8 protein-coding genes are annotated in these 15,058 nt (G+C 65.9%); 3 read left to right on the forward strand and 5 right to left on the reverse strand.

Going from position 1 to position 15,058, the window contains the following annotated elements; genetic code table 11:
* Nucleotides 1-3 precede the first annotated feature (3 nt).
* On the reverse strand, nucleotides 4-2,091 hold the full coding sequence (locus BM397_RS03640) for a phage tail sheath family protein (protein WP_092421940.1): 2,088 nt from the start codon (nucleotides 2,089-2,091) through the stop codon (nucleotides 4-6).
* A gap of 317 nt (nucleotides 2,092-2,408) precedes the next feature.
* Nucleotides 2,409-2,882, reverse strand: a complete 474-nt coding sequence (locus tag BM397_RS03645) for an Lrp/AsnC family transcriptional regulator (protein ID WP_092422410.1) — start codon at nucleotides 2,880-2,882, stop codon at nucleotides 2,409-2,411.
* Between the two features lie 165 nt (nucleotides 2,883-3,047).
* On the opposite strand from BM397_RS03645, the gene BM397_RS03650 reads away from it, so the two are divergent.
* From BM397_RS03650 to BM397_RS03660, 3 genes are all read left to right on the forward strand, one after another.
* Complete coding sequence (locus BM397_RS03650; protein WP_092421943.1) at nucleotides 3,048-4,679, forward strand: thiamine pyrophosphate-binding protein; 1,632 nt, start codon at nucleotides 3,048-3,050, stop codon at nucleotides 4,677-4,679.
* Between the two features lie 465 nt (nucleotides 4,680-5,144).
* On the forward strand, nucleotides 5,145-6,380 hold the full coding sequence (locus BM397_RS03655) for an aromatic ring-hydroxylating oxygenase subunit alpha (RefSeq protein WP_092421946.1): 1,236 nt from the start codon (nucleotides 5,145-5,147) through the stop codon (nucleotides 6,378-6,380).
* Entirely contained in the window at nucleotides 6,380-7,459 is a 1,080-nt protein-coding gene (locus tag BM397_RS03660) for an FAD-binding oxidoreductase (RefSeq protein WP_092421950.1), read from the forward strand. Before BM397_RS03655 ends, BM397_RS03660 begins: the two co-directional genes overlap by 1 nt.
* A 252-nt stretch (nucleotides 7,460-7,711) precedes the next feature.
* On the opposite strand, the gene metH is transcribed toward BM397_RS03660, so the two are convergent.
* From metH to BM397_RS03675, 3 genes are all read right to left on the reverse strand, one after another.
* Nucleotides 7,712-11,482 carry a methionine synthase gene (gene metH / locus BM397_RS03665; RefSeq protein WP_092421953.1) on the reverse strand — a complete coding sequence of 1,257 codons (3,771 nt, stop codon included), beginning with the start codon at nucleotides 11,480-11,482 and terminating at the stop codon, nucleotides 7,712-7,714.
* A gap of 222 nt (nucleotides 11,483-11,704) precedes the next feature.
* Nucleotides 11,705-14,059 carry a TRAP transporter large permease gene (locus BM397_RS03670; RefSeq protein WP_092421956.1) on the reverse strand — a complete coding sequence of 785 codons (2,355 nt, stop codon included), beginning with the start codon at nucleotides 14,057-14,059 and terminating at the stop codon, nucleotides 11,705-11,707.
* Nucleotides 14,060-14,074: 15 nt separating this feature from the next.
* A complete protein-coding gene (locus BM397_RS03675; RefSeq protein WP_092421959.1) occupies nucleotides 14,075-15,004 on the reverse strand; it encodes a TRAP transporter small permease subunit in 930 nt (309 codons plus the stop codon).
* Nucleotides 15,005-15,058: the final 54 nt, after the last annotated feature.

The following is a 15,058-nucleotide window of genomic DNA, read 5'->3' on the forward strand; positions in this document are numbered from 1 at the left end:
TCCCTAGCTTTCCGCCCTGCGGGCGATCTGTTGGATCTTCAGGATCACGAACTCGGCGGGCTTGAGCGGAGCAAAGCCCACCTCGACGTTGACGATGCCATTGTCGATGTCCGACTGCGTCGTTGTCTCGGCATCGCATTTCACCAGGTAGGCGTCGCTCGGCATCGCGCCCTGGAAGGCCCCCTTGCGGAAGAGATCGTGCATGAACGCCCCGACGTTGAGCCGTATCTGCGCCCACAGCGGCTCGTCATTGGGCTCGAAGACCACCCATTGCGTGCCGCGGTAGAGGCTTTCTTCGATGAACAGCGTCGTGCGCCGCACCGGCACGTACTTCCAATCCGAGGCGATCTGGTCGGCCCCGTCCATCGTGCGGGCTCCCCAGCAGACGCTGCCGTAGATCGGGAACTGCCGCATGCAGTTGGCTCCAAGCGGATTGAGCACGCCGTTCTCGGCGTCGGTCATCACATAGGCCAGGTCCTGCACCGCGCGCAGCCGCGCTTCGGTGCCCGCGGGGGCCTTCCACACGCCGCGTGCCGCGTCGGTGCGCGCCCAGAGACCGGCAACCGTGCCCGAGGATGCGAGAGACCGCAGGCGGTTGCGGTTGAGCCGGTCGGCGATGAAGGTGCGCGGGAAATAGACGGCGGTGTTGGGCGCTCTCAGCCCCGCGTTCTCGACGAGCCAGGTCTCCATACGGTCGATGCGGTTCAGCCCCAGCGGGATGTCGACGATCATCATCGCGCGCCGCTCGGTCACGTAGTTCAGCGCCTCGCTGTAGACCGCGAGCGGTGCCCCGGCATCGGTCAGCCGCGGCACGTCGGGCATGCACAGGATGTTGAAGAGGTCGACGTCCTCGAGCGCGTAGATCCCCGAACGCGCCCCGGCGTTGCCGGCAAAGGCCGCCGCTGGCACCAGGTAGGCGCCGCTGGCGGCATCCACCACCGCGCCGTCGTTGCCCCCCGACAGGGCGATCTGCTGCGGCCCGAGGTGCAGCACGCTGCCCCCATCGAGCCCATAGTGATCGGCATTGGCGCCCGCAAAAACCAACCGCACGTCGGGATCGAAGGGCTGCGCGCCCTGCCCCGCGCGGACATGGAAGCGCCAGGGCTCGGCCGCCGAGCCATCGCCGAGCAGCGTCACCACCGCCCCCGCGAGATAGGCCCGCATGTTGACCGGCACCGTCGCATCGGTGGCCGCGCGACGCAGCCGCTCCTGGAACAGCCCCGCCCAGGCGGCAAAGGAGACCGGATCGTCCGCTGGCGAGGCAAGGTCGCTGAAGTCGAGCGCGATCGGCCCGATGTCGTCCGCCGTCGCCGCCGGTCCGAACTGCACCGTGACGTCGATCCCCGAGATCTCGGCCACGGTGGGCGTCGAGGTGGCAAGGCCACCGGCGAAATCGGCCGCCGGGTCGAGATCGCCGCCGAGGGTGCCGGTGGTATGCGGCAGGTCGGTGTCTGTCACCGGTGCCGCATCCGGGCTCAGGTAGATCAGCGTCGAGGCGGCGTTCACCACATCAATGGCGGTATTGGCCTCGTTCGGCTGCATGGTGAGATTGCGGTAGACCTCCTCGCGGACCACCGTGGTCCGATCGCCCGATACCTGCACCTCCTTGATCGACAGGCTGAAGGTCGTGTCGTTGGCGCTGGTGGAATGGCTGACCTCGAGCCGCAGGTTGTTGCCCCAGGTTCCGGGGTTATCCGCCGGCTCGTCGCGGATCACCCGCCCGGCGGTCACCGCGAGCAGGTCAGGCGCCCCGCCACCGACCACCGCGTTCAGCCCTGCCGTGGCGGGCGAGAGCGCCGCGAGCACCGGTGGGCCGGCGTCCCCGGGGTGGCCGATGCGGATGATCCAGGCCTCCGAGCCGCCGTTGAGAAAGAACTGCTGGACCGCATAGCTCGCCTCGCTGTCGCGGTTGAGGCCGCCGTATTCGCGTTCGAAGTCCGACAGGCTCTGGACCCGGACCGCCTCGTTGTGGAGCCCGCGCGAGAAGGTGCCGATGAAGGCGGCGATGGAGGTCGCCACGCCGCGTATCGGACGCACGCCCGATGCGATTTCCTCGATGTAGACGCCGGGATAGGTGGGATTAACGGGCATGGTGCGCCTCCCAGGATGCAAAAGGGATTCTTCGTCGAAACCGCCCGAAAAAATGGTCATCCGAATGGAAGGCGGGCGCAGGCCTAAGCCGCAACCACGAAGAAAGTCGCTCTTTCAATAATCAACTGAAAGGTATCACTTTCGCGGAGTCTGGACAACAGCGTTGCGCAGCCGGGGCGCGCGCCGACGCGCCTACCCGCGCCAGCCGCGCCGCGAAAGTCGCCTTCGGCCAGAGGCATGGCGCGACAAGGTGCGGAAGCGCGCCGCCGGCGGACGGGCCAGTGCCATATCCCAGTTCCGCGCTGCCGGCCCGCCTTTCAGCTGCCGATCTCGGAGAGGTCCAGCGCGTCGCTGTCCTTGAGGGTCTTCAGGACGAAATCCGAGCGCACCTGACCGATGTCGGGCCGCTGGAGCAACCGCTCATGCAGGAAATTCGAGAAGCTCTCGAGATCGCGCGACCGGACGTGCAGCACATAGTCGGCATCTCCCGAGACGGAGAAGGCGGCGAGGATCTCCGGCTGGCGCTCGATCCAGGCGGAGAAATCCATGTCGGCAGTCTTGGCGTGGGTACGCAGGTTGACCCGCACCACCACCCGGATCCCCAGCCCCAGCTTTCCGGCGTTGAGCCGGGCGCGGTAGCCCTCGATCACCCCCGCCGCTTCCAGCGCGGCGCGGCGGCGTGAGCATTGCGAAGCCGAGAGGTTCACCCGCTCGGAGAGCTGGGCATTGGTCAGCGCCCCGTCCTTCTGGAGCGCGTCGAGGATCAGACGGTCATAGCGGTCGAGCGGCATCGGGCGCACCTCATGCGGGATTCGAAGCATCGGCGCACGATATGCGCACCATTTCCCAAATGATGCACAAAATGGCGCAAACCTCCACCCAGCATCGCATGCAATTGCACACCTTGTGCGGCACTCCCGCGGTATCCTTGCGCAAAGTCCAACGGGAGAGAGAAGATGTTCGACGCAGGCCCCATCCACGTGCACCAGGCCATCGCGCAGGCAGTGCGCGACCACGGGATCGACACGATGTTCGGTCTGATGGGGGATGCCAACCTCTTTATCGCCGATCATTTCGCCCGTGGCTGCGGCGGACGTTTCGTGCCCGCGGCGCATGAGGGCAGCTCGGTGCTCATGGCGCTGGCCTACGCGCATGTGGCCGGCAAGGTGGGCGTGGCAACGGTCACCCATGGACCGGCCCTGACCAATTGCGTCACCGCGCTGACCGAGGGCGCGCGCGGACAGATCCCGATGGTGCTGCTAGCGGGCGACACACCGGTGGCCAATCCGCGCCACCTGCAGGGCATCGACCAGCGCGCCGTCGTGCTGTCGACCGGCGCCGGTTTCGAACAGATGCGTTCGCCCGAGCTGGCGGTGCGCGATGTCGCCCGCGCCTTCTACCGCGCCAAGGTCGAACGCCGCCCCATCGTGCTCAACATGCCCGCCGAATTCATGTGGCAGGAGGCCCCCTACGCGCCCTACGTGCTCAGCGTTTTCGAGACCCGCAGCTTCGTCCCCGAGGGCGAGGCGCTCGACGAGGCCATCGGCATGATCGCCAGCGCGCGGCGGCCCATGATCCTTGCAGGTGCCGGGGCCTACGAAGCGCGCGAGCAGATCATTCGCCTTGCCGACCGGCTGGAGGCGCCGCTGGCGACCACGCTCAAGGCCAAGGGGCTGTTCCGCGGCCACCCGCATGACATCGACATCTTCGGCACGCTGAGCACCCCCGGAGCCTACGAGGTGATCGGCCAGTCCGACTGCGTGATCAGCTTCGGCGCGGCGCTGCACGAATTCACCACCGACCGCGGCAAGCTGCTGGCGGGCAAGCGGCTGGTGCAGATCGACAGCGACCGCAGCGCCATCGGTCGCACCGTGCATCCCGATGCCGCGCTGGTCGCCGACGCAGGGCTCACCGCCGACAATTTCGTGCACTGGCTGGACGAGGCCGAGATCCCCGGCAGCCGCTTCACCGCCGAGCTGGACGGCGAGAAGCTGCGCCGCCACCCGCCCGCACGCACCAACAAGACCCCCGACAGCAGCGTCAACTACGTGGCGGCGCTGGAGCGGCTGGAGAAGGCCCTGCCAGAGGACCGTATCCTCGTCACCGATGGCGGGCGCTTCATGACCGAAGTCTGGTGCCGTATCTCCGCGCCGGACCCGCGCAGTTTCGTGGTGACCGCCAACTTCGGCTCCATCGGGCTGGGCCTGCAGGAGGCAATCGGCGCATCGGTGGCTGCGCCCGACCGGCCGGTGGTGCTCTTTTCCGGCGATGGCGGTTTCATGATGGGCGGGCTCGGCGAGTTCAACACGGCGGTCCGGCTCAAGCAGGACATGGTGGTGATCCTCTGCAACGACAGCGCCTATGGCGCCGAGCACATCCAGTTCATCGACCGCAAGATGGATCCGGGGCTGACGCAGTTCGACTGGCCCTGCTTTGCCGAGGTGGCAACATCGCTCGGCGGCAAAGGCATCCTCGTGCGCTCGGACGACGAGCTGCAGACCGCGCTCGACGCCATCGAGACCCGCGACCGGCCGCTGCTGATCGAGCTGCGGCTCGACCCGAACGACGTGCCCCGCATGCGGATCTGATCCGGAGCGCCCGGCGCGGCACGCGCGCGCCGGGCCGCGCGGCTGCCTCCATGCATGCCACCGGCGCAGCGCCACCAAGCAGGCCGGGCCGTTCTCGCCCGGCGCTTCGGTGCTGCAGATGCAGCCAGCGCCCTGCACCGGCAACACCCCGCGACCACTGGGAAACGATTCAATTCTGCCGCAAATTCATGCAGCCACTGCTGCATTGCAGAAACCACCCCCCGGGGAATTGAACCGCAAGTCTGTTTCGAAACCCACCATGTCGCATCCAGCCCTCAGAATCGCTCCGCGCGCGGTATTTCTTGCGCTAGATTGTCGGTGTCGGCCCGGCTTTCCGTTTGCATTTGGCGCAAGCGGGCGGGTCTGACCGGCAGCTCGCACCACCGCGGAGGACATGTCGCAAACCGACCTGCGCCGCCGCAAGAGACCCGCACGGGCCCCGCGCCCGGCCTACGGAGTTCGGCCATGACAGCTGACGCCACGACCCTTGACCTGCTGAGCCGCCGCAAGTCCGGCCATTCCCTGCAGCAGGCGTTCTACACCGATCCGACGATCTACGCGCAGGATCTCGAGAATATCTGGTACCGCGAGTGGCTCTTCGCCACGCCGCTGGCTGCGCTGCCGAAAACCGGCAGCTACGTGACGCAGAAGGTCGGCCCCTACCGCGTGGTCATCGTGCGCGGACCGGACGGCTCGGTGCGCGCCTTCCACAACACCTGCCGTCACCGCGGGTCGGTGATCTGCAAGGCCGCCTCGGGCACTGTCGCCAAGCTGGTCTGCCCCTACCACCAGTGGACCTACGAGCTCGACGGCCGCCTGCTCTGGGCGCGTGACATGGGCAGCGATTTCGATCCCTCCGCGCATGGTCTGAAGCCGGTGCACTGCCGCGAGGTCTCGGGCCTGATCTACATCTGCCTCGCCGACGAAGCCCCGGATTTCGACGCCTTCGCCAAGATGGCCGAGCCCTATCTGGCGGTGCACGACCTGCGCGACTCGAAGATCGCGCACCAGTCGACGATCATCGAGAACGGCAACTGGAAGCTGGTCTGGGAAAACAACCGCGAGTGCTACCACTGCGCCGGCAACCACCCCTCGCTCTGCCGCACCTACCCCGAGGATCCGACGATCACCGGCGTGTCGCAGGACGGCACCTTCCCGCCGACCGTCGAGGCCCACTTCGCCCGCCTCGAGGGCGCCGGCGCGCCGTCGCGCTTCCAGATGTCGGATGACGGCCAGTACCGGCTTGCGCGCATGCCGCTGCTCGACGGTGCCGAGAGCTACACGATGAACGGCAAGATCGCGGTGCAAAAGCGCCTCGGACGGATCCCCTTCCTCGACGCCGGCACGCTGCTGAAGTTCCACTACCCGACCACCTGGAACCACTTCCTGTCGGATCACTCGATCACCTTCCGCGTGACACCGATCAGCCCGACCGAGACCGAGGTGCAGACCACCTGGCTCGTGCACAAGGACGCGGTCGAGGGCGTGGACTACGATCTGGAAAACCTCACCACCGTCTGGGAACACACCAACGACGAGGACCGCCAGGTCGTCGAGGACAACCAGCAGGGCATCAACTCGCCCGCCTACGAGCCCGGCCCGTATTCGGCCAGCCACGAGGACGGCGTGAACCAGTTCGTCGACTGGTACTGCGCCACCATGTCCAAGCGTCTCGCACCGACACGGATGGCAGCGGAATAATGGCGGCAGAGACTTCCCTGCCCTCCGCTGCGGTACGCTACTGGAACGATGCCGAGATGCTGGAATGCGTCTCGGTGATCCCCGAGGCGCCGAACGTCTGTACTTTCTGCTTCGTGGCGCCCTCGGGCGCGCTGTTCTCCTACCTGCCCGGCCAGTTCGTCACGCTCGAACTGCCGGTGCCGGGCGGGCCACTCTACCGGACCTACACCATCTCGTCGTCGCCCTCGCGGCCGCTGTCGATCACCGTCACGGTGAAGGCACAGCCGAATTCGATCGGCACGCGCTGGATGCTCGACAACCTGCGTCCGGGCATGCGGATCAAGGCGCTTGGCCCGGCGGGGCATTTCACCTCGCATCACCACCCGGCCGAGAAGTTCCTGTTCATCTCGGCGGGCTCGGGGATCACCCCGATGATGTCGATGGTCACCTACATGTACGACCTCGGCCGCATCCCGGACGTGGTGTTCGTGAACTGCGCCAAGCGCCCGTCGGACATCGTCTTCCGTGAGCGTCTGGAGCATATCGCCAGCCGCATCGACGGCATCGAGCTGCGCTGGGTGGTGGAGGAAGGCGACCGCTTCCAGCCCTGGACCGGCTACAAGGGCATGTTCAACCAGCTGATGCTGGGTCTGACCGCGCCCGATTACCTCGAACGCGAGGTCTTCTGCTGCGGCCCCGAGCCCTTCATGCAGGCGGTGCGCGACGCGCTGGCCGGCCTCGGGTTCGACATGGACCACTACCATCAGGAGAGCTTCCAGCCCTCCGTGGAGGAAGAAGATCGCGATGCCACCGAGGGCGATGTGGTGCCCGAGGATGCGAAGGCCGAGGTCAGCTTCCTCGACTCCGGCATCGTCCAGACCTGCAAGGAAACCGACACCATTCTCGCCACTGCGCGGGCGGCCGGTCTCAACATCCCCTCGGGCTGTACCTTCGGCGTTTGCGGCACCTGCAAGATCAAGAAGAAGTCGGGCCAGGTGCACATGGTGCACAACGGCGGCATCACCGACGATGACATCGAGGACGGCTACGTGCTGGCCTGCTGCTCGCACCCGATCGGCAAGGTCGAAGTCGAGGCCTGACGGGCGTCTATTCACACAAACAGAAAAGGCCGTCGCGAGAGATCGCGGCGGCCTTTTTCATATCGATGTGTATGCAAAGCGCCGAGCAAGCGTTGGCCCGTGCGATGGCGCATCCACGAGTGTCGTCTGCGCTTTATCCCCGCCACATCCGGGCGAAAATCGAGCGTTGCACGAAGGTGACAAAGCGCCAGCCCGTGAGGACGGGCCAGCGCTTGCCCGGTGAGCTACGCGCTTGCTCCGGGCTTGCTTGCCTTACTCCGCTGCCACCGTCTTCACGCCGCCCGGCACGTAGTTGAGGATCGGCGCGAGCCAGCGCTCGACCTCCTCGACCGACATGCCCTTGCGCGCCGCGTAATCCTCGACCTGATCGCGCTCGACCTTGGCGACGCCGAAGTAATAGCTCTCCGGGTGGCCGAGGTAGAGTCCCGACACCGACGAGCCGGGCCACATGGCATAGCTCTCGGTCAGCTCGACGCCGGTGGCATTGGTCGCGTCCAGCAGCTCGAACAGCGTGGTCTTCTCGGTGTGGTCGGGCTGCGCCGGATAGCCCGGCGCGGGGCGGATGCCGGCGTATTTCTCGGCGATCAGCTCCTCGGGGGTGCAGGCCTCGTCAGGCGCGTAGCCCCAGAGCTCGCGGCGCACCACCTCGTGCATCCGCTCGGCGAAGGCCTCGGCAAAACGGTCGGCCAGCGCTTTGACGAGGATCGACGAATAGTCGTCGTTCTTCGCCTCGAACTCCTTGGCGATGCGCTCTTCCTCGATGCCCGCCGTCACCACGAAGCCGCCGACGTAGTCGGGCGTGCCCTCGGGCGCGACGAAATCCGACATCGCCACGTTAGGACGATCACCGCGCTTGGCGGTCTGCTGGCGCAGCGTGAAGAAGGTCGCCAGCTCCTCGGCGCGGCTCTCGTCCTTGTAGAGGCGGATGTCATCACCAATGGCGTTTGCGGGCCAGAAACCGACCACGGCGCGCGGGTGGAACCACTTCTCGTCGATGATCTTCTTCAGCATGGCCTGCGCGTCGGCAAAGAGCGCGCGGGCCGCCTCGCCCTGCTTCTCGTCGTCGAGGATCTTCGGGTAGACGCCCTTCATCTCCCAGGTCTGGAAGAACGGCGTCCAGTCGATGTAGCGCGCCAGCTCGGCAAGGTCCCAGGTGTCATAGGCCTTGGTGCCGAGGAAGCTCGGCGGATGCTTCGGCTTGAACTCCAGCTTCAGCGCGTTGGCGCGGGCGTTCTCCAGCGGCAGGCGCTTCTTGGCCAGCTCGGCCCGGGCGTGCTTCTCGGCGACGTCGGCGTATTCGGTCTGCACGTTGGCGACATACTCGGGCTTCTGCACCGGCGAGAGCAGCGAGGACACCACGCCCACGGCGCGCGAGGCGTCGTTGACGTGCACCGCCTGCCCGGCGCCGTAGCGCGGGTGGATCTTCACCGCCGTGTGCACGCGGCTGGTGGTCGCACCGCCGATCAGCAGCGGAATGTCGAAGCCCTGACGCTCCATCTCGGAGGCCACATGCACCATCTCGTCGAGCGAGGGGGTGATCAGGCCCGAGAGGCCAATCACGTCAACGTTCCGCTCGCGCGCAGTGGCGAGGATCTTCTCGGCCGGGACCATGACGCCAAGGTCGATGATCTCGTAGTTGTTGCAGGCAAGCACGACGCCGACGATGTTCTTGCCGATGTCGTGCACGTCGCCCTTCACCGTGGCCATGAGCACCTTGCCGGCGCTCTCGCGGCCATCGCCGCCGTTCAGGCGCTTTTCCTCTTCCATGTAGGGCAGCAGCACGGCCACGGCCTGCTTCATCACACGGGCGGATTTCACCACCTGCGGCAGGAACATCTTGCCTGCTCCAAAGAGGTCGCCGACCACGTTCATCCCGGCCATCAGCGGCCCCTCGATGACATGCAACGGGCGCTCGGCGGCCTGCCGGGCCTCTTCGGTGTCGGCGTCGATGAATTCGGTGATGCCGTTGACCAGCGCGTGCTCGAGCCGCTTCTCGACCGGCAGCTCGCGCCAGCTCATGTCTTTCTCGCGGCCTTTGGCGCCGCCCTGACCACGGTATTCCTCGGCCAGTTCCAGCATGTTCTCGGTGGCCGAGCCGCCGTTCGCGGGCTTGCGGTTCAGCACCACATCCTCGCAGGCCTCGCGCAGCTTGGCGTCGATCTGGTCATAGACTGCCAGCTGCCCGGCGTTGACGATGCCCATGTCCATGCCGTTCTGAATGGCGTGATAGAGGAACACCGCGTGCATCGCCTCGCGCACCGGCTCGTTGCCACGGAAGGAGAACGACAGGTTCGACACGCCGCCCGAGATATGGACATGCGGGCAGGTTTCGGTGATGCGCTTGGTGGCCTCGATGAAATCGACGCCGTAGTTGTCGTGCTCCTCGATGCCGGTGGCGACGGCAAAGACGTTGGGATCGAAGATGATGTCCTCGGGCGGGAAGCCCACCTGCTCGGTCAGGATCTTGTAGGCGCGCTGGCAGATCTCGACCTTGCGGTCCTCGGTGTCCGCCTGCCCGGTCTCGTCGAAGGCCATGACCACGACGGCGGCGCCATAGGCCCGGCACAGACGCGCCTGATGCAGGAAGCTCTCCTCGCCTTCCTTCAGCGAGATCGAGTTGACGATGGACTTGCCTTGCACGCATTGCAGGCCCGCCTCGATCACCTCCCACTTGGAGCTGTCGATCATGATCGGCACGCGGGCGATGTCGGGCTCGGCGGCGATGAGGTTGAGGAACTCGATCATCGCCTGCTTGGAGTCGATGAGCCCCTCGTCCATGTTGATGTCGATCACCTGCGCGCCGTTCTCGACCTGGTTGAGCGCAACCTCGAGCGCGGTGGCATAATCGCCATTGGTGATCAGCTTGCGGAACTTGGCGGAGCCGGTGACGTTGGTGCGCTCGCCGACGTTGACGAAGGGGATTGCCTCGGTGAGCGTGAAGGGCTCGAGCCCCGACAGGCGCATCTGCGGGATGTGCTCGGGGATCTCGCGCGGCTTGTACTCGGCCACGGCCTTGGCAATGGCGCGGATGTGGTCGAAGGTCGAGCCGCAGCAGCCGCCGACGATGTTCACAAGGCCATCGCGGGCAAAGCCTGCGACCTGCTCGGCCATCTGCTCGGGCGTCTCGTCGTATTCGCCCATCTCGTTGGGCAGGCCGGCGTTGGGATAGGCGCAGATCAGCGTGTCGGCCACCGACGAAAGCTCTGCAAGGTGCGGACGCATGGCATTGGCCCCAAGCGCGCAGTTCAGGCCGATGGTCAGCGGTTCGGCATGGCGCACCGAATGCCAGAAGGCGGTCGGCGTCTGGCCCGAAAGCGTCCGGCCCGAGAGGTCGGTGATCGTGCCCGAGATCATCACCGGCAGACGCTCGCCGCGCTCGGCGAAGACCTCTTCGCAGGCGAAGATCGCGGCCTTGGCGTTCAGCGTGTCGAAGATCGTCTCGATCAGCAGGATGTCGACGCCGCCGTCAATGAGCGCCTGCGCCTGCTGCGCATAGGCCTCGCGCAGCTGGTCGAAGGTCACCGCGCGGTAGCCGGGGTTGTTCACGTCGGGGCTGATCGAGGCGGTACGGTTGGTCGGCCCGAGCGCACCTGCGACGAAGCGCGCGCGCCCGTCCTCGGCCTCGGCCCGGTCCATGGCCTTGCGCGCCAGCCGCGCGCCCTCGTAGTTCAGATCATAGACCGCCGCCTGCATGTCGTAATCGGCCTGCGCGATGGTGGTCGACGAGAAGGTGTTTGTCTCGGCGATATCCGCGCCCGCCATGGCGTATTGATAGTGGATCTCCTCGATCGCCTCGGGGCGCGTCAGGTTGAGGATATCGTTGTTGCCCTGCTGCGGCTTGTCGCTGGAATGCGGCAGGTGGCAGGTGCAGGCCCCGCCACCGCAGCCCTGAAAGTCACCCTCGGACAGGCCCAGCTTCTGAATTTGTGTGCCCATCGCCCCGTCGAGGATCAGGATGCGCTCGCGCGCGGCGGCCTCGAGACGGGCGAAGACGGGAGAGCGGGTCGGGATAGCGGCGGACATGACGGACTCCGGGCCAGAGGGGGCAAGCATTGGTTGCGCCGTCTCTACCGATCCACACCGCTGAAGGCCATCTCATAATAATCATCGTTTTCATGAACCGCGCTCAAGCGACGGCCAAAAGCCTTCGAAGGCTTTTGCAAATCTCTTCGAAGAGATTTGCCTTTCCGCAACGCAAAGGGGCGGACCTTTCAGCCCGCCCCCTTCTCTCTCATGCCAGTCCGATCAGTTCGGGATCAGGTCCGGCACGATGGTCACGATGCCCGGTGCGAACCACAGCAGTGCAAGGCCCGCCACCTGGATCAGCACGAAGGGGATCACCCCGCGGTAGATATGGCCCGTGGTCACCGACGAGGGTGCCACGCCGCGCAGGTAGAACAGCGCGAAGCCGAAGGGCGGCGTGAGGAACGAGGTCTGCAGGTTGACCGCGATCATGATGGTCACCCACTTCGGATCGAAGCTGCCGCCGTAGATCACCGGGCCCACGATCGGCACCACGATGTAGATGATCTCGAGGAAGTCGAGCACGAAGCCGAGGATGAACAGCACCAGCATGACGATCAGGAAGACCTTGTGCTCGTCATCGAAGCTCTGGAGGAAGCTCTGGATGTAGTGCTCGCCGCCGAAGGAGATCACCACCAGGTTCAGCAGCTGCGAGGCCACGAGGATGGTGAAGACCATCGAGGTCACCTTTGCCGTCTCGCGCACCGCCGGGGTCAGCACCCCTGCCTTGTAGAGCACATAGCAGGCAAAGAGCAGCCCGAAGAGCGCGTAGAGATAGGCCGCCTGTGCCACCATGAAGGCAATCCAGGTGTCCGCTCCGGCCCCTTGCGTGCCGACGCGCAGGTCGAAGTTCATGCCGATGAGCAGCATGATCGCCACGGCGAAGGTCGACATCAGGATGATCTTCGGCGAGCGGCCCTCCTCGTTCAGCTTGCGGTAGGCCGCGAGCATGATGGCACCGGCCGCACCGAGCGCCGCGGCGGGCGTCGGGTTGGTGATGCCGCCGAGGATCGAGCCCAGCACCGCGACGATCAGCACCAGCGGCGGGAAGACCACGCGGATGAGATCGTTCTGCGCCAGACGCGTCGAGGCCTTGCCGGCCGCCCAGAACGAGATCGCCCAGGGGATCAGCATCATCAGCACGGTGGCCATCGGCGAGGTGTTGGCCTTGATGAACAGCACGTCCACCAGCAGCCCAAGGGCGATGCCCCCCGCACCGATATAGAGCGGCTTGGGATCGGAGGACGGCGAGACCGCCCGCGCCCAGGCCAGCACGATGCCGAGGATCACCGCGATCACCGCGATGCCGGTACCGATCGGCGCTGCATTCGCGATCTTGGCAGCGCGCGCCTCCTCGATCTCCTCGGGGCTGAGACGGTGCGATTGCTCGACGCCGCCGGCCTCGTCGATCGCCTTCTGCTCGGCAACCGCCGTGTCCCAGGCGTCCTGGCCGTGCAGGTCAATCATCGCCGCCTGGCACTCGGGGCCGACGTTGGTGCGCAGCGAGGCCATCTGGCCGCTGTCGGAGTAGCTGTCGATCTGCGTCGACTGCGAGCCAACCAGCCCGACCTGCCCCAGCACGATGGTGCCGACGATCAGCAGCGCCGGAACGCCGAGATACCAGGTGAAGGCCTCACCGCGGGTCACCGGCTCGCCGCCGCCGCCTTCGAGCTGCACCGGGGGTGCGGACTGCGGGCGGAACATGGCAAAGCCGAAGGCATAGAGCGCGTAAAGCACCGCCAGCAGGATGCCGGGCAGCAGCGCCGCCTGGAAGAGCGTGCCCACGGAAACCACCGCCGGCTCGCCCAGCAGGGTCAGCGCGTCGGAGCAGCCCGCGAGCTGCGCACGGTCTTCCTGTGCCGTGGCATAGAGATCGCCGGCCAGCGTGCCCAGCAGAACGATCACGATCGACGGCGGGATGATCTGCCCCAGCGTGCCCGACGCGGCGATGACGCCGGTCGCCAGCTCGGGCGAGTAGTTGTTGCGCAGCATGGTCGGCAGGGCCAGCAGGCCCATTGTCACCACGGTCGCGCCGACGATGCCGGTCGAGGCCGCGAGGAACGCGCCCACGACCACGATCGACACTGCCAGACCGCCCGGCAGCGGCCCGAAGACCCGCGCCATGGTGGTCAGCAGATCATTGGCGATCTTCGAGCGTTCCAGCACGATGCCCATCATCACGAACATCAGCACCGCGAGCAGCGTCTCGATGCTGGCGCCCGCGATCACCCGTTCGTTGATGCGGTTGACGATGAACGACACGTTGCGGTCCAGCGCCACTTCCCAGCCGCGTTCGAAGACCGGCATCGCGTAGCGCGGCAGGTCCGGGTAGCGGAAGATGGATATGGCATCCTCGCGCACGCCGCTGGCAACCAGAGTGCGATACGCCTCCGAGCCGGTGTCGATGGCCTGGTGTATCAGCAGGCCGGCGCTGTCCAGCGCCGCGATGATGAAGAAGGAGATCACCCCCGCCCCGCCGATGGCAAAGGCCACCGGGAAGCCGGAAAGGATCGCCGAGAAGAGCGTGAGAAAGACGATGATCAGGCCGATCTCGACGCCATCGAGTCCGAATAGCATTTACCTATGTCCCTCTCAGAATTCCGCGTGGTCGTAGGCTTCTTCGCCTGCTTCGACCTTGTCGTGATCGTGATACTTGCCTTCGCTCTCCGGGCCTTCCTTCCACTCGAGATAGGAGCGCCAGAAGAACACGACCCCCTGCAGGAAGATGAAGCCGCACATCAGCACGATCAGGATCTTGAACAGGAAGTAGGCGGAAAAGCCGTTGGGGCTGAAGGCGATGGTCTCGACGTTCCAGCGCAGCGCGCGGGCCTTCATGACAAGCCGCTCGAGGCCTTCCGAGGCCGAGGGCTTGGGCACGATCAGGTGGCGCCACAGGAAGAACCACGAATAGAGCCACATCAGCGTGGCCATGGGCATCATGAAGAACAGGCTGCCGAACATGTCGATGACCTTCTTCGTGCGGTAGCTGACCGGCGAATAGACCAGGTCGACGCGCACATGGCCGCCCTGCACGAAGGTATAGGCCAGGCAGAGCGCGACGACGATGGCGTTGTAGAGCTTCAGCTCCTCCGACCACCAGCTGACGTCGAAGCTCACCGGCACGCCGAAGCCGAAGGCGAGGTCGGGCCGGGCAAAGACGCGCTGCACGAGGATGATGATCACCTGCTGCAGCACCATGATCAGGCCCGCCCAGGCCGCGATCCGGCCCACGGAGTTGTGGAAGGCCTCGAGGCCGCGCACCATGCCCCACATAAAATTGTGGCGCCACATACCGATGATGGTGAGCACCAGGAAGGTGGTCAGCACCACGAAGAACAGTTCCATCGACGCGCCGTAGTAGACGAAGCGCATCACCGCCTCGTTGTCCGTCCAGTTCAGCCAGCTCGACGGATGCGTCACAGCGTAGCCGAGGTTCCAGAAGGACATGGCGATATTGCCGAAGAACCAGGTCAGGCCGTCCAGTATCGCACCGAACGCCCCACCCGAGGCTGTCTCTTCCATGACCTGTGCCCCCTTTTGTCTGTTGTTGATCTTCTTGGGTGCTCTGCCCGCGCC

Source organism: Alloyangia pacifica (assembly GCF_900116195.1).
Lineage (GTDB): Bacteria > Pseudomonadota > Alphaproteobacteria > Rhodobacterales > Rhodobacteraceae > Salipiger > Salipiger pacificus.

Bases quoted from the DNA above. Each gene is read 5' to 3' on its own strand.
- BM397_RS03650 (WP_092421943.1), top strand. From the start codon at position 3,048: ATGTTCGACGCAGGCCCCATCCACGTGCACCAGGCCATCGCGCAGGCA.
- BM397_RS03670 (WP_092421956.1), bottom strand. From the start codon at position 14,059: ATGCTATTCGGACTCGATGGCGTCGAGATCGGCCTGATCATCGTCTTT.
- metH (WP_092421953.1), bottom strand. From the start codon at position 11,482: ATGTCCGCCGCTATCCCGACCCGCTCTCCCGTCTTCGCCCGTCTCGAG.
- BM397_RS03675 (WP_092421959.1), bottom strand. From the start codon at position 15,004: ATGGAAGAGACAGCCTCGGGTGGGGCGTTCGGTGCGATACTGGACGGC.
- BM397_RS03645 (WP_092422410.1), bottom strand. From the start codon at position 2,882: ATGCCGCTCGACCGCTATGACCGTCTGATCCTCGACGCGCTCCAGAAG.
- BM397_RS03640 (WP_092421940.1), bottom strand. From the start codon at position 2,091: ATGCCCGTTAATCCCACCTATCCCGGCGTCTACATCGAGGAAATCGCA.
- BM397_RS03655 (WP_092421946.1), top strand. From the start codon at position 5,145: ATGACAGCTGACGCCACGACCCTTGACCTGCTGAGCCGCCGCAAGTCC.
- BM397_RS03660 (WP_092421950.1), top strand. From the start codon at position 6,380: ATGGCGGCAGAGACTTCCCTGCCCTCCGCTGCGGTACGCTACTGGAAC.